The sequence below is a fragment of the Halonotius aquaticus genome (assembly GCF_003605575.1).
In the GTDB taxonomy this organism is placed as follows: Archaea; Halobacteriota; Halobacteria; order Halobacteriales; family Haloferacaceae; genus Halonotius; species Halonotius aquaticus.
In genome coordinates this window covers 57,155-81,899 of the sequence record NZ_QKNY01000012.1, presented here as the reverse complement: position 1 = coordinate 81,899, position 24,745 = coordinate 57,155, and the positions used below count along the sequence as shown (strand labels likewise).

The following is a 24,745-nucleotide window of genomic DNA, read 5'->3' as shown; positions in this document are numbered from 1 at the left end:
GTGGGCGAGAACGTGGTTCGGTCAATTCCGTGAACTTGTCATGAAATCAGCGGTGCGAAACATCGAACGCGTCATCGAGGGGGTAGACCGCTGAAATCTGGCGTCTAAACAACGCCCAGAGTATCTATTTAGCAGCGGCAGAAATTTATCCCTAACGACACAGCTGATGAAGAGCCGGACTTATTCGTCATTAAGGAACTCGTCAAAGAAGTCGGTAATACGCCCCCTCAATTTCGCTGCAGATTTCCCGATCCCCATCTCTATCGACACAAACATATTTCCGATAATATTTATCACTAATAACATTTTGATTGATGTTTATATTCGAAATAAAACGCGAAGTTCGTATCGGCGACAGCTATTCAAGAGTTTGCCGCAAGGATGTCGCATCGACTACCGTTATATCACTATCCATTTCTGACCCGAAAGAGAACGAGTAGCTATGCCCAGCGATTCCGACTCAAACGGTGTCCGCGTCTGGCTCGTCGAGCGGACGTACTCCGACGACGAGCAGAACCTCATCATCCTTACCTACGCGACCCCAGACGGTGACCGGTACTTCCGGAAGGAGCGAGCACTCACTTCCTTCACCGATGTCCGCGACACGACGGCTGCCGTCAATGCCGACCAAGATGATCTCGGTTCGATCAACGACTCCGATCTGCAGGGGCAGTACGCCGCCGAAGCCCAGCGGATGCAAGAGGTACACGATCCCGATGACGTGATCTGACTCAAGCCAACAAGTGACAGTAGCGAGCCGACGTATTATATCTAACCAGCTGCTACGGGTAGATATGCGCGAACTCGTTTTCGCCCTCGCGTACAAGCCGGGCTGCAACAGGGTGGCAGACGCCCTCGCCGACCACCCTGACGCCCGCGTCCGCTCGCTCTCGCTGCACGCCACTGCCGAGCGGCTCTGGCGGGTCGACCATGCCACCGGCACTCCTGACGCACTCGACGCGATAGAGGATGCGTTTTTTACTTGTGACTACTACGCTGACTGCCTCGCCACCGAGGACTGCGGTGCCACCCAAACGACTCGTGTGCTGGATCGGACGGACGACACGCTTGTCCTGTATGCCGACTGGAAGCGTACTTCTTCCTGTACTTCGGTTCCCCACATCGCCCGCGACCACCTCGGCGACGCTGTTCTGTTCGAGACCCGTCACGAGGGCCGCCACTACACATGGCGACTCATTCACTCCGGCGATGGCGACGTGCCGTCGTTCTTCGACGCGCTTGAAGTCGCTGTCGGGGAGTGTGCACAAATGGAAATGCTCCGCACAGCGGACACTGGGACAGCAGCTGGGGGACGCGACGGGACATCGAGTGGCCTACCGGCAGCCCAAGAGGCCGCTCTTCAAGCAGCGGTCGAACACGGCTATTACGAGTCACCCCGTGAGGTTGATGTCGGCGAGCTTGCCGAGCATCTTGACGTGCCACGGTCGACACTCACCTACCGACTCCGGCGAGCGGAAGAGCAATTAGCGAAGCAACATGTCGACGGCGGGCGGGCAGCGGAAGAACGGCTGGCATCGTATTGACGGCCGCAGTTGGAATATTCCAACAAAGACCTATAGAAATCGCGCTGCTACCGTAACGTGATGACAGACAATCCAGACGCAACGGATGGAACGAGCGGCGGTGGACAGCAACATGAGTTGACCGCCCGTCTCGCAGTCCCCGAGATGGACTGTCCCTCTTGTGCACAAAAAGTGGACAAGAGCCTCCAACGTGTCGAGGGTATTACCGACATCACACTTCAGCCGACCACCGGCACGGCCACCGTTACATACGACCCTGATCAGACCAGCGAAGCCGACGTAATCAAAGCGATTGAAGCCGCTGGCTACGAGGTAGTCGGAGATACGAATACTGAAGCTGATGAACAAAAGGAATCAGGCGATGGCACCGACATCGCACCACCCTCGGAAATCTGGACGAGTCCGCGCGCGAAGAAGACATGGCTCGGCGCGGTGTTCCTTACCGTCGGTCTCGTTTTTGAATTCTTCCTGACCGGGCAGAACGTCACGGTAGCGAGCGTTATTGCGTACCCGCTACACGTCGCAGATTTGCTGTTCCTCGGTGCTGTCGCGGCCAGCGGTATCCCTGTCGTCCGCGGCGGGTACTATTCCGCGAAGAACCGAAGCCTTGACATCGACTTGCTGATGGGGACGGCGATCATCGCCGCGACCGGCATTGGCTATTTCGTCGAGGCCGCCACGTTGGCTGTCCTGTTTAGTATCGCCGAACTGCTCGAAGACTACGCGATGGACCGGGCGCGAGACTCCCTGCGTGAACTGATGGAACTATCGCCAGAGGAAGCAACCCTCGTGCGCGACGGCGAGGAAGTGACCGTTCCCGCTGAAGAGGTTGAGATGGACGAGATAGTGGTCGTCCGCCCCGGTGACAAGATACCGCTTGACGGCACTGTCATTGAGGGAGCGAGTGCCGTTGACGAGTCGCCGATCACCGGAGAGAGCGTTCCCGTCGACAAGACTGTCGGCGACGAGGTCTATGCCGGCGCGATCAACGAAGAGGGCTACCTTGAGATTGAGGTGACTTCAACGGCGGGCGATTCGACGCTCGCGCGCATCATCGAGATGGTGCAGGGCGCACAGGCGAAGAAAACCGAGTCCGAGCAGTTCGTGGACCGGTTCTCGGGCTACTACACGCCACTCGTCGTCGTGCTGGCAATCCTGACCGCCGCTATCCCGCCGCTGGTCATTGCTGATCCGATATCTGTGAACATAGCCGGGTATGGAGTCACCTTCGCAGGTGACTGGCAGACGTGGTTCATTCGCGGACTTACCCTACTGGTCATCGCTTGCCCGTGTGCATTTGTTATCTCGACGCCCGTGTCCGTCGTGTCGGGGATCACGAGTGCCGCGAAGAACGGCGTCCTCATCAAGGGCGGCAACTATCTTGAGGCGATGGGCGAGGTCGATGCCGTCGCCCTCGACAAAACGGGCACGCTCACAAAGGGAGAACTCGCCGTCACCGACATCGTTCCCGTCGGTGGAACCACGGAGGAAGAGTTACTCCGTCGTGCCGCCGGGGTTGAGCAGCGGAGCGAGCATCCCATTGCTGCGGCGATCCTCGCCCGCGCCGACGAGGCGGGCGTGAGCAACCTCTCGGACCCGACTGGCTTCGAGAGCCTGACCGGAAAGGGAATCCGCGGCGAAATCGATGGCGAAACGTACTATGCGGGCAAACCCGCGCTCTTCGAGGAGTTAGGCTTCGACCTCTCTCGGGCACGCCGCGAGACGGACGGCGGCGTTGTGGCGGGAGATGCTGGTGAGTCCGACGACGGGGCGTTCGCCGAAGATGCCCTCTCCGCGCTGGAGCGGGAGGGCAAGACGGTCGTTATCGTCGGGACGGAGTCGGAGTTACTGGGCGCCATCGCCATCGCCGACGAGGTACGCCCGGCCTCGAAGCGGGCTGTCGAACGCCTGCACGAGCTGGGCGTCGAGCGCGTCGTGATGCTGACTGGCGACAACGAGGGCACCGCCCGCGCCATCGCCGAGCAGGTCGGTGTCGATGAGTATCGCGCCGAACTCCTCCCAGACGAGAAGGTTGACACAGTCGAGGCGTTGCAGGCGGAGTACGGCGAGGTGGCAATGGTCGGCGACGGTATCAACGACGCACCCGCGCTTGCCACCGCGGAGGTCGGTATCGCTATGGGCGCGGCTGGCACCGACACCGCCCTCGAAACTGCCGACATCGCGCTGATGGGCGACGACATCGGAAAGCTCCCCTATCTATACGACCTATCGCAGACGGCCAACAGCGTGATCCGGCAGAACATCTGGACGAGCCTCGGGGTGAAGCTCCTGCTCGCATTGGGCGTGCCGCTGGGACTGGTCAGCGTCGCGCTGGCAGTCGTCGTCGGCGACATGGGAATGAGTCTCGGCGTCACCGGGAACGCGATGCGGCTGTCACGGATCGAGCCTGACCGGTTCAGCTGACCGCGATGTTCATACCTGCGTCCATCTCGGTCTGATAGTCCGACTACGCCGGTGGGGTTCAGAACAATTGTTGATCACATCTCCTGTACCACCACTTCCGCTACCCGAATCCGGAGAGATTTTTCATGACTGATTCGCGCCATCCATCTTGCATTATGTTTCACAAATATATTCTTTTTAATATTTCTACGAGAACGTCTCAATCTCAGGCGACGGGATCGAGTGACTTCATCGAGAAATCCGACTTCGAACAGTATCTCTCAGCCACGTCCATGAGGGCTCGTGTCCGCCGAATGTCGGCAACATTGTGCCGCACAACCGGTTCAAAATTGCCACTTTCCCAGGCATCGACGGCCTCGCCGCTGTCATCGAACGGATCCAGTTTACCCAGATCTTCTCCGATTAATTCCTCGTACACCGCTGTGAGAGATGTCTCCGTCGTATTGAATCGCGATTCGAAAACGTCCATGAGATCGATGTACGGCAGTCCGAGGAACGGCCATTCGAGATTGTGAGCATTGAGCCGTGTACGGACGAATGGGAGATCGAAGCCACCATTCCACGTTTCGCCGTTGTAGGCAACCAGCTTGATCTCTTGGGTGGTGAGGCTCGATTCCACGAAGTCAGTCATTGCTTCCAGGAGTGCTGCCTCGCTCTCATGTGTCGAGAGGACGACGGCCGGATTCATGTTTTTATCCAACCGCTCCTCAAGCGACTTCGGCGTTCCACCGTCGTCGACGTTCAGAAACACTCGTGAGCTGATGTCGGCGTCAAACCCGATTACTGTCACTTGATCGGTCGTGTGGAACCCGGTTGTCTCGATGTCGAAGGCGACTGTATTTAATTGTGTCATCACTTCTCACACTCCTTGGTTTCATCTCCAGATTTTAGCAGTTCCTCGTGTTCTAACGCCTGCTCTATTTCTTCTAGCCGCTGTTCGTGGTCATCGAGTCTGGCCTCCTGTTCGAGATCGATGCTGAACAGTGCCGGAAGGAGCGGATTCTGGTGGTTAAACAGCCCACTTGCATCAGCGTGCTCCCGGGCGTACTCGAAGAGCCGGTCGAATCGTGGTTGATCCCGCCGGCGGAGAGCTCGGCGGAACTCTGTCCACCGCTCTTCGATGGCCCGCAGCGCATCTCGGTATGTCGGATTCGTCCGTCCCATCCTTACCGCCCCCCTCCACCGGTGGCTGTCCACGCATCGAGCAGCGGATCTGCGGTGGCCACCACTGTCTCACCGGTGGCTGTGACGCCTGTCCCGACGCCCTTGGCAGTCGACGCCGTCGTCGTCGGTTCCACACCGACCTGTGTGGCACGCGCTGCGAACAGCTGCCGCCAATACGCGAACGTCGTCTGGTAGTACGCGCCGTCGCCAACGGGATAGACGAGCGTCTCGAAGTCCTCGCCGACGATCCGTGGTCCCATCCGAGTCTGTTCGCACTCCAGGTGGTAATCGGCGGCCGTCGCAACTGGTTCAGTGAATTCGTTTCGTTCGTTTCGCGTAACGAGCACGGGTATGTCGTACCCATCGGCGTAGCTCGACAGCCGTGCCAGCGTTCGGGCCTGAAGCGTTTCCGCGTCCGTTTCACCGAGCGTATTGTCGGTGCGGTACTGGGAGTCGACGGCCGGCACGACGACGAGGGCAGGTGTGTGGGGAGAGGTGTCCTTGCTACGATTTGGTGGGTGTCGACTCTTTGCGCCGGGACTGGCGGTCGATGCCTGGATAGTCTTGTTCACCGCCGTTGGGAGATCACAGACGGCACTGTAGTGCTGGTAGGCGGTGAACCCGCGTGCGACATGGATTCGGTTGAGCAACCGTTGGCTGGGGGCGATCTGGGCGAGTGTAGTCGTTGTTGCGTGACCGTTTGCGTCGACCCAAAAGGCAGGCCCATCGTGCAGGAGGAGATGATCGAGGACGAGCGACTGCAGGATCGGGACGCCACGGCTTCCCTCGACATCGAGCAGCGTGATGCCGTCGTCGAGCTGCGGCAACAGCAACTCGTCAGTAGCCGGATCGGCTTGGTCAGCGAAGGCCTGATTACGGTCGGCGTCGCGGGTCGGCTGGTCGACCGCCAATCGGTTCGAGGTTGAATGGGGTGGCATACTCGACTAGTTATCACTGTCCCCGATAACTCGCGGCGTGATGTTTCCGTGCTTCAGGGAAGGGGACGATACAGACGGAAACTGCCTCCTATGGTAGAGATTCTGCAAATGAGCGACTGTTTCCGAGAACGTTTCCAGAACAAGTCGCAACCTACGCTGATGTATTAACCAACACAATGAAATTTACGAGCGGCTTGTTGGTTAATCTGGGCTCGGCGGATCGTGGTGTGACGCATCGATATCTCTGTCGTACTTGTCGGCGATGATCTCCAAGGCGGGCTCGTATGCTGGGTGATTCTCCATCATCTGGTCGATTGCATCCTCTAACGGGATGACAGGGTTACCGTCGACCCACTCGGTTTCGATACTGGTTGTCTTCGGGAACAATACGTAGTGAACATTCCCAGTGACCTCGTTGGCGTCTGGACGCTCGTTGAGTGTCGTCTCAACATCAAACTGCTGGAAGAACGCCATCCACCGTTCGATGTCACGGTCGTGGACTTCGATAAACACCGGATAGTCGTCGTGGCTCCGCGCGATTTGGTAGCCGCCCTGTGTCCAGACATACGCAGCATCTATCTCTGTAAACGCAAACTCCATCCCAGCGAAGTGTGGAATGACGTACGCGTCGTCCTGCGAGATGGTGTCGCGGCTGTACAACGCAGCCATCATCTCGGCGTACTGCTGGCGCATCTCGTGATCGATGATCTGAATCCCATTATCGATATTAGCGATAATATTTGTGTTTTCTAACCGCTCAATCCAGTCGTATACCCACGAGTACGAGATATCGATCTTACTCGCGATGTGGTTGATAGAATCCCCACGTTTGACTGCTAAGACCATCTTTCCAGCTGTAGCATCCATCAATTCGATCATTGTAGGTAGTGCCTTGTTCGCGGCCGTACTCTTGTTCGTAGTTATCTCTAAAGAGATAGTAATACATAGAACTTCAGCAATCCCCGATTACTACGGAGTCTACCTACCGTTAGACGAGCAAAGCTGAAATCCAACACAAAACCTACGACTACGCACGGGCCGGGACGCCCCTCTAAGCGAACCTGGTGCAGAAACACCCCACAAAGGTCGCTGCCGCACAGAGTGTCGTTGTATCGAGCACGCAAGCGATAGTCTGGGTGATGTGAGATTTCATCAGAACAGAGTAAATCTACTGCACCGAGGCCCACTTATGCCGGAGGAGCTAAAATTACAACAGATCTGACGGCAATGGATTCCAGAGAGATTCTACAGGAAACAGAAACGCTACGCTTCCTACTCGACGAACCCGGTTGTGTTATCAAAGTCAGCCGATGTCGGCGGCAGTACGGCGGTATGTATCGTCGAGACGGGGGCCACCCAGTGCTGTGTATAGGTCGATGAGATCTGCGACATCGCTTAGACAGTAGTCGTTGAGTAGTTGTGTAAGTTCGCGGTGAACGCCGGTATGTTCGATACCTGCTTCGACGTTTTGCACGTATTTCTCGCCGAGAGTTTGCCCGATGTGCTTGCCTTGCACAGCTTTCCCTTCGATCTCAGAGAGATAGGTGTCGGGGAAGTCGTAGTCGTCGTACCAGATGCTGTCGTTTTCGATCCCGGTGAGGTCGTAGACTTTCCAGTCAGGGAGGATGTGCTGATCGTCCCAGAGCTCGGATTCATACTCGTCGGCAGCCGCGAGTGCGACATCAACGTGGTTTTCGAACAAAGTCTCTATGCGTGCCGAGAAGTTGCGGCTACCACTCTCATCGATATCGCGGGCCCAATTCAGTAAGTGCTTGCCGTCGAACCAAGTGCCGTTGTATGTGAGGAGCCGATCCACATTCCGCTGGTCACACCAATCGAAGAGCCGTTCGTATAGATCGATTGTGTACTGTTCGTCCCAGTTACCGCGTCGGAACAATACCTCGGTTTCTGGCATGTTATTCACCTCGTCAGCATAGGCGAGGCTGACAGCGAACAATTCGAAGTACTGGGTCTCGTTTGAATTCTCCGGCGGCTCTTCGAACGGACTCGCGGTTTCAATGTCGATGACAAGTGTACCCATCTTCACAGACCTCTCTGTCGTAATGACAGTCGGATAATAGCATGTTTGTTATGGAAGCTGCTTCGAAGGTTGATACTTCAGGAATAAGCAATTCTGCATTTCCAGCTAAATTCAGACTACAGATCAACCTCTGTGGGATTCTAACCCACAGAGAGCTTTGGTATATTACGTCCTTCTGTGGCCCACTAGAACTCAATCTGTCTGTTAGAGGTGATAGATTGACACGTCGGTATTGTCAGCTAGTTCCTGATTCGGCGGCGTCACCGGTTCGGTAAACTCGCTAAGCGTTCCGTTCCACTCTGGGTCGGCGTCAACTGTCGGGGCTTCGCCGGCGTCGTGAGACAGCGTTTTCCACAGAAGTGATTGATCGTAGGTGTCGGGATCGTCGGGGATGTGCGAGAGTAGGGATTCGGCCATGACGACGATCAGTTTGTACTTGTGACGGCTGAACGCGACGTTGGCCCGATTTAATTCCAATAGGAAATCGCTCTCCGACCGGATAAACTGTGGATTTGAGGCGGTCGCACTCACGATCATCATGTCGTTCTGCCCACCCTGAAACCGATTGACCGTTTCAACCTGCGTTCCGTTATCGAGGTCGACCGGTGGATTCTCAAAACGCTGCTGCATGGTAGCAATATTGGATCGAAGGCGGCTTCGTTGGGCGTTATGGGGTGTGACCACACCGGCGGTCGCCTCGTGGCTGTGCTTCAACAACAGGATATTACAGATCGTTGACTCAATTATGTTCACCTGCTGAAACGTGCGGTCGGAATCGTAGGTGATGACGGTAATCGGATTGTCGGCAAAGACAGCCTGTAGCGGCTCAGTGTCGGCCCTATGCAGCTCTGGGGTGTCGTCATGCTCGGTCGCCGAATAGTCGATCCCATCCTTATCGTACACTGTGTTTCCGATAAAATCCGCTGTCTCAGGGCCGAAACGGAACGTCGTATCCAGTTGAATCAACGGAATCGGATTGTTGTCGGGATCAATATTGGCGGCAAGCCGGTCGCGCTCATCGGCATCGAGAACCTCAGTATCGGCGTTCGCTGCTGGGTCGCTGCCCCTCTCCTCGACGGTATGACTGTCACCCTCGCTACTGTCCGTATGGGCATGGTCACCATCAAGATCGCCACCGAGCAAGCGGAAGTAGTTGAGGGCCGATAGGTGCGGTGCGGCCTCGACGATAGACTTCCGGTGGGTATCTTCCCACTCGTGTTTTTGAACGGGTGGCAGTTGCCGATGATCACCGCCGAGTAGGAGTTGTCCCGACCGCTTCATCGCGGTGCCGGCAAGAATGAGTTTTGGGAGTGTGAGCATCGAAGCCTCGTCAGCGACGATTAGATCCCATAGATCGAAGTTAGCGATATCTTCGGGGTCGGGACTACTCGCTGTACATACTTTCTTCAGCATTCCCCAGCTGGATGTCGGCGTCGCAAAGATGAGCGTGTGTGACTGTTCGCTAGCGGGCGGCCCATCGCCGGTCACGTCAGTCTCTGTGGATTCTCCTTGGTCGAACAGATCGATTGTTGCCTGTCCGGACTGGCTTTGTGTTGATCCACCGTCGGCTGTCGGCGTCTTGTCAGCCTGGGAGGCAGGTACAACCCGGTTGTCGGTGGCTTGCATCTGATCGCGCAACTCTCGAAGTCGTTTGGCTCCCTCGCTATCGGAGTAATGGATGTATTCGACACCATCTACGGGATTGTCTGGCGTTTCGTGTGTCACCCGGACGATATCGACTGTCTCCTCGGAGAGTCCGTGAACGCCGTTTTCAGAGAGCGTGTTGAGTAGTTCAGCGGTACTCTCTAAAACCTCGTCGACGGCTGTATTCGACGGCGCGGTGATTAGTCCGGACACGCTCTGTCCGATTTGTCCGGCAGCGAACAGCCGGCCACACAGTGTCGGGGCGAGCGTCCCGTCCGTTTTCCCCGTTCCTGGCGGGCCTTGCAGTAACGCCACCTGCTCGGCCGTCGTAATAAACTCGCGCTGCTCGTCGTTTGGGTAGGTGTTGGGATCGATGTGATCCTGCATCCACCCGGCGAAGGCGTCCAGCAGATCGGCATCGAACATAGTATCGCTGAGAGCGTCGTCCTCGCCCCACCGCAAGCCCTCAAGCAGTGTATGAAGCGCGTTCTGATCGGCGGTTTCGAGGGCCTTGTCGGCACGGTCGGCCGAAAAGCTCTGCGTGGTGGGATCGAGAATTAGCCATCCGTCGGTGTCAATAAACGTCCTAAAATCGTCACCCCGAGCCTCAACTCCATCAAGCGTGAAATCCCGGTGTACAGAATCGTACCGGCCGGGATTCCAAAACATATTGCGTAGCTCCACGCTGATCTCCTGTGCTTTCAGATCAATTGAACGAATTGTCGCCTTGACGCCCATCTCAATTTCTGCTGGCGTGGTTGCCTCGGTGGTATGCGTTGTCGGGTAGTAGCGGTTGGCCACCATCCAATCGCCGCCGGAGGTACCTTCTTTCCCCTTCTTTTTACAGACGAGTTTGGCATCCTCAGCGTTCTCCTCGCCGAACAGATTGGGGTGGCCATACGGAATATCACCCGACACAACGATACTGCCATTCCGGCCGGTATTGGTATCGATGGACTTGATCTTGACTGGGATGGTCTCCCCGGAGAGGATTCGCTGTCGGGGGAGCTTTCGGTATAACTCGTATAGCTCCTGCTGTTGGGCGGTATGCTCGATGGCGAGATAGTCGCGTGATGCCTCGGCGATTGTCGCCGTCTCGCGAGTATCCGTCCACAGTGTCGCCGGGTCAACCTCGGTTTTCCGATCTGTGACCTTCTCACTTCGATAGAAGGCAGCCCGCTCGACGTGTTCGATAGCGTCGACGAGATGCTTTCCAAGCGCGGTCACATCAGTCTCGCTGATCTTTCGCTCGCGATCAACAGGGTCGTAGTAGAGATAGCTGTTGATGTCGTTTTTAATGTTGTAGGCGTCATCGTCAATATCCATCTCGACGTCATCGATCCACTGCTCATCAATCCGGCCCATCGCCGCCCAAATATATCCCAGTGGTATCTCGGCACCGTAGCGATATCGGGTTTTCAGGCCCTGACTGTTGGGATAATCGGTTGGGTCAACACTGATTCCATCGTCCGTCCGACGCCATGCTCGCTCGGTATTAAACAGTCGATGCCGGAACAGCGACCGAATATCGACCGATTCGCCACTAGCGGCGTCTACGGGCGTGTGTTGCCACCCATCGGGCGTTTTCGGCTTGCTGTATTCGTCCGACGGGGGATTGAGAAAGTCGTAGACGTGGAGCAAGCCGTATGACGTGGTCGGTATTGCTAGCCGTGGCTTGATCTCCGGCTTGATGTGAGCAACCCGTGGTGTGTCCGTTCCCGGCTGGCCCTCAAGCGTATCCGCAAACGCCTGAATCAGTTGCTCCGGGGATTCGACTCGTCCACCGGTCATCGGTTCGGGGTATGTACTCGTATCGGTATCAGCCGCATCGCTATCAGCGTCGCCGCTAGCGGCGTCAGTCTCTCGTTCTATCGCCTCTCTGAGCGCATCATACTCACCCGCTGTGTAGGTGTAGAATTGCAACAGCGGGTTGTCCTGGCCGAACCCACTAGGAATATCCATTCGAGATGCGACAGCCTCTATCGCCGTATTTAGATCGGACACGAATCTCGTAAGCAACGACTGCTCGCTGTGATCGGCAGCCGCTGAGTCAAACCCGATCTGCTCATCACCCGACTGGTCGTTCTCCGCTAGCTTCGATATACGAATGGAATCAATATCCGGGTCGCTAACCGATACTCGCGCACTCAACTGGACAAGTCGGTCCCGAAGGTGGTCGTGCTGTACATTCAGATAGACCCGAATCATCGAGTTGGGAGCGAACTCGACCTCTGTGGGGTCGAATGGATCGTCCTCGGGGAGTTGGAACTTACCGGTTCCGGGTATCCACAAGCCATTCTGATAGTCGTCAGGGTCGGATAGCTGTCGGCGAATCGCCTCGGCCTGATACACGAGATTCGGTAAGCTGTCGCCGATTGTCGTATCGGCTTTCAGATCGTAGTACAGCGAATCCTTCGACACGAACCCGGCTCGTTTCTGCGTTGTTGGATCCCACTCATCATCATTCGGGGCAGTACACAGGTCGGCCAGTTCGTCGATAGTCGTAATGCCGTTCTCGACGAGAACCTTCTGCTCGGATTCGCTCAAGCCAAGTAATCGAACGTGGGACTGCTCGAACGCCTCGGTCGTACACGACTCTGTGTAGGGACACTGGCTGCATTTGTCGGTGATGGCGTACGGGGCGTCGGATAGGTCGTGCTCGCTCGTCGAGGCGATCTCACCGTCGACCTGTAGCATCCGGGTTACGTCGGCAATCCGGGAACGGTAGTCGAATGAGGGGTGATTCGAAATATCAAATTCGGATTCCCACTCCGTCTCACGGGTCACAACACCGGCGGAGTAGGTGACAGCTTGGCTGTCTATATTAGCACTCGTTTCTACTGCCTGCTCAATTAATCGGGTATAGATCGCGGCCTGAATCTGCTGGTAGCTCTTTTGTTCGGCCGTAGATTTGGCGTCGATGACGCGAACGCCAGCCCCTGACTCAGTCGGCCACACGATCACGAAATCCGCATGGCCGGCAATATTGTAGGCCGCAACCTCACCTTTCAGTGTGGGCTGAAACAGAACGGTGAATCCCGTCTCGGCTGGCTGGGCGAGAGCGGCTGTAATCGTCTCAAGAACCGTCCAGTGGTCGGGGTCAAACTCGTCGCCCTCGTCATCATTCGTGAGGTCGACCACGTCGTCAACCTGACGCTCGTAGCGGCTCTTGACACCCTGCTCGAACTGCTCGCCAGCCTCAGAGAGTAACAGATTGAGCGGGGTAAACGCCTCGTCATACTCGTCGCCGTCGTGATGCTCCGATTTGCTCACATCGTCGATCCGGTGTTTAAAAAATCGGCTACACTGACCGAGCGAAAGATATTCGCCAATCTCTGCGGGTTTGAGAATATCGGTGGAAGCGTCCGGTGGGGTAGCCATTGTGGCATTCATCCGTGGCTTCGCTTATAAGCGTCCGCCTACCGCAGTGGAAGTATCATCAAGTCTCACTCTCCATAGTTTCATCTCCAGATTCTAGCGCGTTCTCGTGTGCTAACGCCTGTTCTATATCCAATCGGTGTTCGTGGTAACGAGCCGGCTCTCCTGCTCGAGGCAAATGCTGAACAAGCCCGACAGGAGCGGATTCTGGTGGTTCAACAGCCTGCTTGCATCAGCGTGCTCCTGGGCGTACTCGAACAGCCGGTCGAATCGTGGTTGATCTCGCCGGCGGAGTGCCCGTCGGAACCCTGCCCACCGCTCTTCGATGCTCGGGGTGCATCTCGATATGTCGGATTCGTGCGTCCCATCGCTATCGGCCTCCTTCACCGGTGGCCGTCCACGCATCGAGCAGCGCATCTGCGGTGGCTGCTACCTTTTCATCGTCAACTGTGATGCCTGTCCCGACGCCCTCTGGGGTTGGCGTTGACGATGGTGTTGGTTCCACTCCAACCATCGTGGCACGCGCTGAGAGCAGCTGTCGCCAGTAGGCGAACGTCGTCTGGTAATACGCGCCGTCGTCAACGGAATAGACGAGTGTTTCAAAGTCCTCGCCGACGATCCGTAGTCCCCATCCGGGTTTGCTCACACTCAATGTGGTGGTCGGCAGCCGTCGCAATTGGTTCGGTGAATTCGTTTCGTTCGTTTCTTGTAACGAGCAATGGGATATCGTATTCATCGGCGTAGGTTGCCAGCCGGGCAAGCGTTCGGGCCTGCGGGATTTTAGCGTGAGTCTCGCTGAGGGTATCGTCGGCTCGTTCCTGGGCGTTGACGGCCGGTGCGACGATGAGAGCGGGTATACCAATCTGATTAACCAACAAAATTAGTATCCGAATATATCGTTGGTTAATTCGTCACGATTTACTGATTGTGAATGATAGAGCCATTAACGGTGCAGCGATTCTTAGTTATGAATACCACACACGGTACTGTACCGGTGTGTGGTTAGTTTAAGTTTAGTTGTTTGCCAGTGCAGCTAAGCCGACGGCAGCAACCGTACCAGCTATCGCGATATCGCCGGCTGCGTTACCCGTCGTCACGACTTCCGGCTCACCGAATGGTGGTAGGAAGTCAATCTCTGTCTGGGATTGAGCATGTCGTTTATGCATAGTTCACCTCCGTTTGGTAGTGACAATTGGTTAGTGTGCGATGCTTCATGTTTCAGTTGTCCTCTCGGACGGCGGTCGCATGTTCGAATGCCGTTTCGTAGGCTTCATCGTCGGTCCATTTGTACTCGCTCGTTTCGGAGACGATAACCAGTACTGTGTGACCTACAGCACGGTTGACAGCATCAACGACGGCATTGAAATCCGTCATATCGACCTCGCCTAAAGCTGTCTCAGAGAGCTCATGCGAGTCCAAGATCTGGAATACCAGATCATGGAATTTGCTAAGGTTGCCGAACGGGGCAACTTCGTAATTGTCATGGCTGTCATCATACTCCAAGTAGAGTACGATCGGACTCTCACCACCTTGGTGAGTCTTGTCGAGATAACCGTCTCGAACAAGGCCGTTAAGCAGTGTCGTGGAATTCAATGATTTCACGACCTTTGCTTGAGAATCGACGATGTCGCTTACTGTTGACGAGGCTTCGATATCAGCCTGCAGATCAGGCCGTTCGAATTTGCCTCGGCCATGGACTTCGGCAATCGCTTTGAGCAGTCGCTGTCGATGATGGGAGAGGTTCTCCCATGGGGTGCGACCTGAGTCGGCTGGATTTGTAGCAGTACTCATACATATCTACCAGTCACCTAGAAGGAAGGGAAAAACACTTATCTAGAGTGTTCATAGGGGAAGCTAAGCCCCACCTCCCAGGATCCCACTCATGGGTGACTGGTTGGGATGTTTGTCGGGGCGAACAACGGTCGAGAGCCGTCCACTCCAGGTTTCCACGCAATTCGTGGACGGCTTCCTTCGTTGCGACATTTTGAATCGACTGAGTTTCTGTCAGTGGTTACTGGCACGTATGTTATGGTCGTACTTATAACTAGGGAAGACAGCATTGTAAATTCAATAAATCTCCGAAATGTGGATTTGCGATGAAGATATATAATTCAATATTGTACTCGTCTGTGAGTGCGGTAGAGTTCTTATAACAGTATTTATATCGAATAATATTATCTGTATGCGAAGGAACGTTATATCCGAAAGAGAGTACATTTCGATGTAAAATTTTATTGCTACAGCGTGTTTGTATGAGTTTATGCTTGGGACCGCTGGCAGTGCTGAGGATTATATCTCCGATGCAGAACATCACAATCCATGGTGGTCCAAATCGACCTTGGCCTCCGCTGATTTTGATGAAGTAACGAAGTACTCGCCGCGATCAGATTTCTTCAGGCTACTCAATGATTTCGAGGAATCAGCAGCCACCACCGAGGCAAATATACATGCGATCTATGGTCAGACTGGTATCGGCAAAACGACGTTGATACAACAATTTATCGCGGGCTTGATCGAGTCAACTCAGTTCGAGTGGGATCCAGAGAGTCGATCGGAGGATTTGGTTCAGTCGGTATCTCCGAGTCAGATCCTCTATATTCCATTAGAAGAGTCCTTGTATAATCTCGACTCGCCACAAGATGCAATCCTTGCGCTATCTAATGTGCTTGATTATTTCAGATCGCATATTGCTAATCCTACTGAACAACGATTCATCTTCCTCGACGATATTGGTGCTCTACGCTTAGATGAAAATTTGGAAGAACAATTTTTAGAGATTTTCGAGCCCGGATCTGTCGTGCTCGTTGCTGGCCACACTAAATCACAAGTAGATTTTGACAGCAATCTGTCTCCTGACGGCATTGATGTTAGAAACAAGGTTTTCCCAATGCTGACGATGAAGTTTATCGATACGATAAAAAAGAGAACTTTTGACAAAATCACAGACATTTCGTTAAGCATTGATACGAATCTAAGCGAGAGGGTTCGGGGATATCAAACACGAATAGATACCGATACGCCACCGCTGATCAAACAGGCTAAAACACATTTGAAAAATCGTGAGATGGACGGATTCCTTGAGTCCCTTGAACAACTCTATTTCGACGAGCTCACTGAATCGGAGCGACAGACACTGCATCAAGCGGCGGAGGTCTACTTACGACACGGTGGTATTCTATATCGAACCCCCGATACCATCGTTCGGAATGAGCTGGTCAAATCGCGGTTCTTACTATATCTGTATAAGGAACTCGCCCATATTGAGCGGGTACAAGAGCCAGCAAATCTGCATCGGTTGAGCTCAATTGCTGCGACAGAAGCCGGTGAAGAGCTCCAATATACTGAAATTGCAGATCAGATCGGCGTTGATCGGCGGACAATCGATTCATATTTGCAGACACTAGAAGCCGGAAAAGCGGTCTCAGAGGCCAACGAGTATTCGATACGTCAACACCGGAGAACAAGATTGTATCTTCGGAATCCTAGACATTTAGTAACGTTATCACAGAAACAGGAGCATTTTGGATATGAAACCTTCGGCTCTCCTGCGCAGCTTAATCATGAGTTCCAGCATAAACTGGCCAAGTCAGTTCTCTACGATCATGCTCGCCGGCTTGCTTGGCGGATGCCAGATGGTCCCACTGAATCAGGAACTGTTGAGTATGAGACAACTGAAAGCGGCGTTGTAGACTACATTTTGGAAGGTGATGGGCTTGTAGTTCCGTTCGCACTATCGTATCATCCATACACCGCTGAAGCCGAACATGCGGTAGTCGAATTCGACCCTTCAGATGGGAATCATTCCGACAAAACAGGTGATGCTGTTGATCTCGACTATGACTGTCCGGCCCGGTTTGTTCTCACAGATAGTTTCCCACGAGAACTCAAGTCTAGGGAGACCTTCAGTGGCGAATTCAACGGCGAGACCGTTCATTATCTCCCATACTGGCTTTTCTTGCTCATCTCCTGATTGATACGATTCTTATTATCTAGTGATAATCGATGTTCTCTACAATGGAATATCTTAACCAACAATTGCGAACTCTTCACGCAGGATTGTTGGTTAAAACTGTCCTTACTTGCTCTCGACACAAGTTAGACTCACTTTGCCGGTGACTGCGTTGTCCCGGTTAACAGTGCGTATTGGCGGTCTCGGCTTGTTCCCTCGGACTTAACTAGGTTGTATTGGGTCATCTTTGAGAGATATGTCCGTACTGTCCGCTTCGTCCGAGGGTCGTCGACTTTCTCGAGGTAGCGGTCGTGGATCTCGCTCGGCCCTACTGGGCCGTGGTCGCGAACGATATCGTAGACTGCCCGCTGGTGCGGAGTGAGTGAGTCGAGACTCTTCTGTCGAATTTGTGCGCGAGCGTCCTCGGCGGCGTCGCGCAGAATTTCGTCGGTAATCCGGTCGTGATTCTCGCGGTCGGCCGTGCTGGCCGCCGTCCGGAGGATGCCGATCGCCAGTCTGGCGTCACCGGCGGCCGCGTCGGCGATTTGGTAGAGCTGATCGTCGGTGATGACGTTCTCGTCGAGTCCCCACTTCGAGCGAGCACTCAGGATGTCGTATATTTGTTTGTCGCGGTATTTGTCCATTCGAACGTGCTCGCTGGAGCGCAGCCGACTCACGAGCCGGTCATCGACCCTGCCGAACAAATCTTCTTCTTTGTTCGCGATGCAGATGATTGCGAACTGTGGGAGGCTGTGGAGGTCGTAAATGAGGCTCGGATCTTCGAGTTGGTCTACCTCATCGAGGATGACGACGGTTCGTAGCCCATCATGCTGCTGGAGACGGTCGACGAGTTCGTCATGTGGTGTCGACTGCCTGTGGATGTCAATCGTCGCGCCGATGTCGTCGAGAATCTGGTAGAGCGTCCGGAATCGAGTGTAGTTGCGCCAGCAGTTCACGTAGGTGGTCTCGACATCGAGAACCTCTTCGCGGAGTCGTTCGGTGACGAACTGTGAGATGCAGGTTTTCCCGGTGCCGCTGGGTCCTGTGACGATGGCGGTGTCGGCGGGTTCCCCGTTCGTGATTGGTTCGAGGACGCTAGAGAGGTGGTTGACTTCGGCGTCGCGATGCTCGACTTCCCGAGGAACGAATCCGGCGCGGAGAACACGAGCATCGCGAATCATCTGTCTCTGAGAGATTTATTCCGGGTCAGGTTACAAAAGTCTGATCGGGTTGTTTCCGGAAACGGCCCAATTCATCCTATTCTGTCTATTAATATCCCCACGCTGCACCCTGATTCGTTTTGTGGAAACTCTGTATTTCCGGGAACTTCCGTAATCGGCTCACGGCCGGGATCGTTTGACGCTGGGATCCTGCCAGTCATCAGCATCGTGTTCCTCCCAGGGATGAGGTATACACCCTTATCAGCACGGCTTTGGCAGTTCAACTCGTCCATCAGGTTGTTCCAACGTTCTTCGATCGTATTGCCGGACTGCTTGAGGAGTGACTTATCAAGTTCGTCGATCAGCTGCTCTTGGAGTTTTTGGTGCCGATTGCTTCCGTACTCGACAAAGATATCCTCATATCCTTCTCCACGGAGTAGTCGAACGAGTGTTGTGATACGGAGGACTCGATCTTCGTTTATTGCAAACTTCTCTTCCAGCCGCATACACATCCTGCCAGCCCAATCGGATGCACCCATACTGTGCCCTCTTGTTGTCAGTATAATAGATGTTCGTGGCCTTAGACTAGAAGCAGTCAGGACATTCCCATACATACCCTCGACTCCTGCGCCGGTCGCTTTTTGGCATTTGAAGGGACTTACAGAGGCCGCAGGTCTTGAATTCGGACTCGGGAATTAGTTCTATAAGCTCCTCCTTCCAGATCCGGATTTCAGCCCTCTTGATGTTGTTTCGTTCGTTCTCTACCGTGGAACTGTTTCTATTAAATTCCCACTCTCGATTTTCGTTACGTTGCCATTCAGCCAATATACGGAGAAGTTCGTCTTGTTCGTCCACGCCGTCAAGATCTTCCTGGCAGTCCTCCACGACCTCTCGCCGAATTTTCGGTTCCACCTTATCCCAGACTGCGGGCGTACTTCCATCTCCTTCGTGCCGCTCTTCCTGTCGTTCTTGCTCCTCTTTCAGTTCCTTGATTCTGGCATCGAGGGACTCTCGTATCGGGGCGAGATTAGGGGCACTCATATGAAGATACCACGACTGGAGCGTCATAATATTCTGGTGCTGTACCGCTTCTGGCTGGTTTAAACAGATGTTACGGAGGCCGAGAACAAGAAAAAGATCAGCTGCCGCCTGATTCTATTGTGTTCAGCTATTCACGATCAGCGATTCAGCCCGAATTGACACTATTCTCTGGGAATCAGGTGTCGTTTGACTTCTCTGGAACAATGATTGCAGAGTGCCGCTGGCATTGGGAGCGTATCTGGGGAGAATTGCCGGGTGTCGTCTGAACGGGCTTCGTGACCACAGACAGTTGTCCCAGTTTCATCCTGTACGAGATGGTACTTCGCCTTTCCAGATTGGCGGAGCGAAAATGCAGATTCGTCTTCTGTGGGATAATCATCGTCTACAATATCTTCGATCGCTGCCGAGGTAATCCAGTATCTGCTGAGATCCGTCCACCAGGTGTTTGAGCATCGAATTTGCTGGCGGAAGAGCTGCCGGTAATCAACCGTGAACCGTTGCGAATCTTGCTGGATGAGGTCCTCGGTGTGGAACTCGAGTGTCCGTGGGGATCGCTTTCCTCTGTTTGATTCAGGTTCCAACTCGATGGTCCACTCCGTTTTGACGTACGCTCCACCGGTGTATTCGACAGTGTCTGCGCTTACGGACTTGGTACGGTCACGAAGCCAACGAACGGTCGGTGGACGGAGCTTCTTAGTGAGTTGCTCTGAGAAGATGTCGTGTAGCAGCTCATCCGTGGCAAGTGCGTCTTGGAGGGCGGTTCCGAGCTCGTGAGGTGCCGTCTGGTTCGTATAGTCTTCTGCCTGTGCGATGAGTGTCTCTCGAGCTTCGGCAATCCCATCGACGGTCAACCAGAATCCGTACGATTCGTGACCATCGGTGAGCACTTCGCCATCGGTGAGCCGAACCAGCATCGGCCGGATATGGTTCGGTGCCGGAAGCAGATGTAACTGGTATTGGTCGGTGATCGAGACTACTGGATAGGGGAACTCTTCTCTAGAGGGTACTTCCCTCTCTTTACGGGGTATGGAGAAATCTCTCAGGTCTGCTAACGGGACATGCCGCGGCATACAATCCGGGATATGATTCCAATACGTTCCATATCGGTGGTCGCGAGGATCGCGATTTGTTTGCATTGTAGGTGGACCGATTAGCCTTAGTCACTTAGTATTTAGGGGGTGGTAGGGGGAGGGACTAAAGAAGAAATAACACACCACAAATCAGGAACTTAGACTAAGTAAAGGTTATAACATTCCCGTCAGGTGATGTGAGTATCCAGATGACTCAGAAGACAATTGGACAGAACACCGGTCAATCGGGCCGGGTGAATCTTTCGGGACCTGAACTCGACCAATTCGATGCAGAGGTTGGGGACGCCATCAAGGTCGATATCGCCGAATCGAAAGGAATCGCCAAGGCGATCATCGAGAACAGTACGGAGAGTGAGTTTGTGATCGTGTCCAAACCAGCGGCTGATTCATCATCTACGGAGGAAATCGATGAGTAGTGAGTATCCGAATCTCTTCGAAAGCTGTCAGCCACGAGACGACGTCTTAGACGGCTCGCTCCAAGAAGAACAGTTCGCTGCGAAACTCTCGACTGTCGTCCACAACCCTGAGAAGGCCGCACCAGTCTACCGAGATCCCGACTCATTCTACGATATGACCTATCCCACGGAGGGGCTCCGTACGCTACTCTCCAATCTCACGGGACGTTTCTTGGCAACGACAGAGTACGACCCCGGCTCATATACTTCGAGCATTCTTTGTCTCGACACACGGTTCGGTGGTGGGAAAACGCACGACCTCATCGCCTCTTACCATCTTGCTGAGAACCCCGTAGATATTGACGACCTCTCGCACTACCTGCTGGACGGCGACGAGGAGCTTGCGGCCGACTATCAAGATGCGGTGGCAGAGGGCCTCGATATTGCGACGGGAGTCTTCATCGGAACGAAGGCTGATAGCAAGGATGCCCGCCATACCGACGATGATCCGAATGCGCCGAACACTCGGACGATGTGGGGGGAGCTCGCGTACCAGCTCTACGGCCTCGATGGCTACGAGTACCTCAAGGACTACGACCAAGACCGGGACGCACCCGGTGAGGGAACGCTCTCGAAACTCTTCGCTCAGTACGACCAGCCGGCCCTCATTCTGATTGACGAAATCGCTGACTACATGAACAAGGCCGCGGGCACGCCTGTCGGCGACAAGACACTCGCTGATCAGACGCTTTCGTTCGTGATGGCACTCCTCGAAGCGGCTGCCGAATCGGAGCACGTTACGGTCGTCTACTCCATCGCGGATACGGCGTTTGGTGAGCAGGCTGACCGGGTTCGTGATGGCGTCCGTGATCACATTGAGGAGGTCAACGAGATCGGCCGGCGGCAGCACAAGACAGTCACGCCGACCGACGAAAACGAGATTGGGCAGGTTCTCCAGCACCGCCTCTTTTCGGAAGTCCCAGAAAACACCGCGCGAGAAGCCGCAGACTCATACTTCCAATTTTATGACCAGGAAGACCGGCAGTACCCACAGGAAGCCACCGACGCTGGCTACGTGGATGTCCTAGCACGCGAATATCCCTTCCATCCCTCCCTAATCGACGCCCTCACGGACAAGATCGATACAATCCCCCGATTCCAGCGCACGCGCGATGCCCTCCGCTTACTTGCTCGTGCCGTCTACTATCTCTGGAATCACCAGCCCGACAGTTACGACCGCCACTGGATTCGGATTTATGACCTCACAGTTGCCGACGACGATCCTGGTGGTGGGATTCAGACAATCCTTCGTGAGCGGCTGTTCGACTTCGTCGATCTCGGTCCTGCAGTGACCGCCGACATCTACGACGACGATGGTACTGCGCACGCACAACTTGAGGATCGAAAATGGACTGAAAACGGTCTTCCGCCCCTTGGGAGCCATCTAACAACGACAGTTCTCTGGCACAGCCTCGCATACGGTGAACAGGCCGCTGGTCTAACTCACGCCGATCTGAACCTCGCTATCGGCCATCCCGATCTGAACTTTGACGACTACGATGCCGCACTATCCGCACTTCGGGGCGACGATATGGACGTCGCGTGTTACTTCCTCTACGAGGAAGAGCGGCTCCGGTTCAAGCAAGAACCAAACCTGATCCGGATAATCGACCAGCGGATTGAGTCTACTCCAGAAGCGAGTGCTCATTCGCGTTTCGAGAACCGTCTCACTTCGAAGGAAATTGGTGATGGTGGCTTCAAGCCGGTGGAGTTCCCTGAATCGCCGGCAGACTTACCAGATACCCCGGATACGCCGAAGCTCGCGGTGATGCACCCAGACACCGCTGCTGTCGAAGACGGCGGCGATACGCCACCAAACCGGGTGACTCAGCTCTACGAGCAGCAAGCCGCAAAACACGAGGGAGAGACCGAGACGCGAATCTACAAGAACTACGCTCTGTTCCTCGCTCCTGACGCTGATCGAATGAATGCGGCCATTGACGAAGCTCGGCGTCTCGAAGCCATAGAGGCCCTGCTTGATAGCCCTGAGCAGAAAGCCGACCTCTCCTCAGAACAAATCGAGGAGCTCCGAGAACGGAGCGACGAGGCACAGCTGATGCTCGGTGAACTCGTTCGGAACGTCTACCGGCACCTCTACTACCCTGATCGGGACGGACTCACCCATATCACCATCGGTGCGACAGAATCCAACGGCGGGACGACACTGGTTGATGCTGTCCAGACAACGCTAGAGGATAAGATTGTGAAGCGGGACGCCGGTGCTCGTGGATCCGCTCACGTCCAACAGAAACTCTGGCAGCAGACCCAAGACGCTATGTCCACCGAAGCGTTGGTCAACCAATACGCGAAGAAGCCGGGGCTGGACTACCTCTTCAGTACGAAACCGATTCGAGAGACTGTCTCCTCTCTCGTTAGCGACCACGGGTACGCATACTGGGATGGCGAGTCTGGGACAGCGTACTGGGCCGGGACGACAGAGCCGTCGACGTGGCCGGATCCGGAACCGTTCGCGGAATCCCCCGATGTTGAGACCTCAATTCGGGACAGCGATGTCCAAATTCCTAGTAAGAAGGATGATGGGCCTTTCGTCGTCTACCGAGATGTCGACGCGCTCGTTGACGACCACCTCGACGAAATCGATCGGCCAGAACAGACGGTTGCTACCTGTCCCGAGTGTGGAACGGAGGTTGAAAACCCAGAAGGCAGCGAACCCTACTACTGTGAGGAACACCAGTCCGATACGACCTGTAGTTCCTGCGGCAAAGAAGTCGCTAGCGAGCAGCTGCTGGACGAACGAGGTCGATGCCAGGAGTGCCAGCCCGAGGAATCCTGGGAGGCGAGCAAGAAAATGATGTCCGCTTCGCGGGCGTTCTCGGAAGTCCGTCGAGATGCGGAATCGAAGGCTGGAACTGACCGGACGCCGCTGCTAGAAGAAGTGACAATCCAAGTCGGTGGGGATGATCCCTTCCAGGCGGCCAAGTTCGTTAGCCAACGCCCCGGATTCAAAGCCCGTGAACACGCGGTGACAGTTCGAATGGAGTACGAAACCCGGACTGACGACGGGACGTACAGCGCAGAATTCACAGGCTCACCGAGCCGATTCCGGGACGTGATCGACCAGCCCGGCTCGTTCGGCGATGATCGAGAGACCATCCAGTTCCGCTTCCAGTTTGACGAGCCCGAACCCATTACTGATGAGGGTGACGACCTCCTCGATGCCCTCGATAATGACCTTGATGCGGGCAACATCGATGTCCGAGTCGAAGGGCGTGGCCCGATTCAGGCGAGCTCGGAGGTGACGGTCTGATGGCGAGTCGAGGTTCGGAATTTGAGACCTCACCCGCCGAGGGAACAGAGGAGGATCGCCTGGTTCGCTACGGGACGAGTATGTTCGGTGGACGCCCAACGTTCACGCTCGTCCGCCGAGAGACAGACGGTGGCGGCGAGTGGACGCTCCACGAACTACTCCCTCGTGAACAGGCTGAAGCCCGCCGTGATCGCCTGGAGCGGGATGGTCGTTCGCTGAGTATTACACCAGTCGAGGATCTCGTCTCGGACGTCGCCGGGGACGACCTCCTTTCCAAGCTCGATGGTTGGACGTGGGATGAGTGGGCCGGCGCAAAGGTCGCACGGCTTGATCCGACCCGTGTCCGTGCGCTCCAGGCCGTCGTCGGGGAGGCGATTGAGGGCACGCCAGGAGATTCCTCAGAAGTTCTTACTGGTGGGGCTGGATTCGTGTTCCTACCCGAAACGGCAGGCGTCCGGCTTGCTGTTGCCTTCCGTGGCGTGAAGCCGATCCAGCGTATCGACCGGATGCGGTCGCTGGCTCGAGGCGTTGCACGGATGAGCGATGAGGAGTGTTACTACTGGTACGCAAAGTGTCGGTCTCCGTCGAGTCCGAACGGCGAAAAGGCCCTTCGAGTGTTGCTGACGGACCATATTGAGTGATTTAACG

18 protein-coding genes and 2 pseudogenes are annotated in these 24,745 nt (G+C 55.0%); 7 read left to right on the top strand and 13 right to left on the bottom strand.

The features are described 5' to 3' along the window. The first annotated feature begins 442 nt into the window (after nucleotides 1-442). From DM826_RS08145 to DM826_RS08135, 3 genes are all read left to right on the top strand, one after another. A complete protein-coding gene (locus DM826_RS08145) occupies nucleotides 443-730 on the top strand; it encodes a hypothetical protein (protein ID WP_120102899.1) in 288 nt (95 codons plus the stop codon). A 64-nt stretch (nucleotides 731-794) separates the two neighbouring features. After that, nucleotides 795-1,544 (top strand): helix-turn-helix domain-containing protein, encoded by a 750-nt coding sequence (locus DM826_RS08140; RefSeq protein WP_120102898.1) that lies wholly within the window; start codon nucleotides 795-797, stop codon nucleotides 1,542-1,544. A 60-nt stretch (nucleotides 1,545-1,604) separates the two neighbouring features. Beyond that, nucleotides 1,605-3,968: a heavy metal translocating P-type ATPase gene (locus DM826_RS08135; RefSeq protein WP_205738823.1), complete on the top strand. Its 2,364-nt coding sequence runs from the start codon at nucleotides 1,605-1,607 to the stop codon at nucleotides 3,966-3,968. A gap of 205 nt (nucleotides 3,969-4,173) precedes the next feature. Here the strand turns inward: DM826_RS08135 and DM826_RS08130 are convergent, their stop codons facing one another. From DM826_RS08130 to DM826_RS08090, 9 genes and pseudogenes are all read right to left on the bottom strand, one after another. Beyond that, complete coding sequence (locus DM826_RS08130; RefSeq protein ID WP_120102897.1) at nucleotides 4,174-4,821, bottom strand: ribonuclease H-like domain-containing protein; 648 nt, start codon at nucleotides 4,819-4,821, stop codon at nucleotides 4,174-4,176. Continuing rightward, nucleotides 4,821-5,132: a hypothetical protein gene (locus DM826_RS08125; protein ID WP_120102896.1), complete on the bottom strand. Its 312-nt coding sequence runs from the start codon at nucleotides 5,130-5,132 to the stop codon at nucleotides 4,821-4,823. The genes DM826_RS08130 and DM826_RS08125 overlap by 1 nt, the downstream gene beginning before the upstream one ends. Nucleotides 5,133-5,134: 2 nt before the next feature. Next, complete coding sequence (locus DM826_RS08120; protein ID WP_394338545.1) at nucleotides 5,135-6,070, bottom strand: hypothetical protein; 936 nt, start codon at nucleotides 6,068-6,070, stop codon at nucleotides 5,135-5,137. Between the two features lie 201 nt (nucleotides 6,071-6,271). After that, nucleotides 6,272-6,937, bottom strand: coding sequence for a helix-turn-helix domain-containing protein (locus tag DM826_RS08115; RefSeq protein ID WP_120102905.1), 666 nt, complete (start codon nucleotides 6,935-6,937; stop codon nucleotides 6,272-6,274). Nucleotides 6,938-7,373: 436 nt separating this feature from the next. After that, nucleotides 7,374-8,111, bottom strand: a complete 738-nt coding sequence (locus DM826_RS08110; RefSeq protein WP_120102895.1) for a hypothetical protein — start codon at nucleotides 8,109-8,111, stop codon at nucleotides 7,374-7,376. A gap of 204 nt (nucleotides 8,112-8,315) precedes the next feature. Then, on the bottom strand, nucleotides 8,316-13,136 hold the full coding sequence (locus DM826_RS08105) for an AAA domain-containing protein (RefSeq protein WP_165853282.1): 4,821 nt from the start codon (nucleotides 13,134-13,136) through the stop codon (nucleotides 8,316-8,318). A gap of 58 nt (nucleotides 13,137-13,194) precedes the next feature. Next, nucleotides 13,195-13,501: pseudogene (locus DM826_RS13235) on the bottom strand (hypothetical protein). 2 nt (nucleotides 13,502-13,503) lie between these two features. Continuing rightward, nucleotides 13,504-13,987 (bottom strand): annotated as a pseudogene (locus DM826_RS08095) (hypothetical protein); the annotation flags it as partial. Between the two features lie 364 nt (nucleotides 13,988-14,351). Next, nucleotides 14,352-14,924: a hypothetical protein gene (locus DM826_RS08090; RefSeq protein WP_120102893.1), complete on the bottom strand. Its 573-nt coding sequence runs from the start codon at nucleotides 14,922-14,924 to the stop codon at nucleotides 14,352-14,354. A gap of 469 nt (nucleotides 14,925-15,393) precedes the next feature. Between DM826_RS08090 and DM826_RS08085 the strand changes: the two genes are divergently transcribed. Beyond that, nucleotides 15,394-17,103, top strand: coding sequence for a DUF4143 domain-containing protein (locus tag DM826_RS08085; protein WP_120102892.1), 1,710 nt, complete (start codon nucleotides 15,394-15,396; stop codon nucleotides 17,101-17,103). A gap of 131 nt (nucleotides 17,104-17,234) precedes the next feature. Here DM826_RS08085 and DM826_RS08080 read toward each other — a convergent pair whose 3' ends face one another. The 4 genes from DM826_RS08080 to DM826_RS08065 form a co-directional block, all read right to left on the bottom strand. After that, complete coding sequence (locus tag DM826_RS08080) at nucleotides 17,235-18,263, bottom strand: Cdc6/Cdc18 family protein (protein WP_120102891.1); 1,029 nt, start codon at nucleotides 18,261-18,263, stop codon at nucleotides 17,235-17,237. A gap of 71 nt (nucleotides 18,264-18,334) precedes the next feature. Further along, the gene (locus DM826_RS08075) at nucleotides 18,335-18,781 is read right to left on the bottom strand and encodes a hypothetical protein (RefSeq protein ID WP_233735733.1); all 447 of its coding nucleotides are present in this window, start codon (nucleotides 18,779-18,781) and stop codon (nucleotides 18,335-18,337) included. Between the two features lie 46 nt (nucleotides 18,782-18,827). Next, entirely contained in the window at nucleotides 18,828-19,283 is a 456-nt protein-coding gene (locus DM826_RS08070; RefSeq protein WP_205738821.1) for a hypothetical protein, read from the bottom strand. A 161-nt stretch (nucleotides 19,284-19,444) separates the two neighbouring features. Beyond that, nucleotides 19,445-20,353 carry a hypothetical protein gene (locus DM826_RS08065; protein WP_205738820.1) on the bottom strand — a complete coding sequence of 303 codons (909 nt, stop codon included), beginning with the start codon at nucleotides 20,351-20,353 and terminating at the stop codon, nucleotides 19,445-19,447. 209 nt (nucleotides 20,354-20,562) lie between these two features. Here DM826_RS08065 and DM826_RS08060 point away from each other — a divergent pair, with 209 nt between their 5' ends. The 3 genes from DM826_RS08060 to DM826_RS08050 are packed head-to-tail and all read left to right on the top strand — an operon-like array spanning nucleotide 20,563 to nucleotide 24,738. Continuing rightward, complete coding sequence (locus DM826_RS08060; RefSeq protein ID WP_120102888.1) at nucleotides 20,563-20,790, top strand: hypothetical protein; 228 nt, start codon at nucleotides 20,563-20,565, stop codon at nucleotides 20,788-20,790. After that, nucleotides 20,783-24,097 (top strand): ATP-binding protein, encoded by a 3,315-nt coding sequence (locus tag DM826_RS08055; RefSeq protein ID WP_233735731.1) that lies wholly within the window; start codon nucleotides 20,783-20,785, stop codon nucleotides 24,095-24,097. The genes DM826_RS08060 and DM826_RS08055 overlap by 8 nt, the downstream gene beginning before the upstream one ends. Next, nucleotides 24,097-24,738, top strand: coding sequence for a DUF7680 family protein (locus tag DM826_RS08050; protein ID WP_120102887.1), 642 nt, complete (start codon nucleotides 24,097-24,099; stop codon nucleotides 24,736-24,738). The genes DM826_RS08055 and DM826_RS08050 overlap by 1 nt, the downstream gene beginning before the upstream one ends. Nucleotides 24,739-24,745 lie beyond the last annotated feature (7 nt).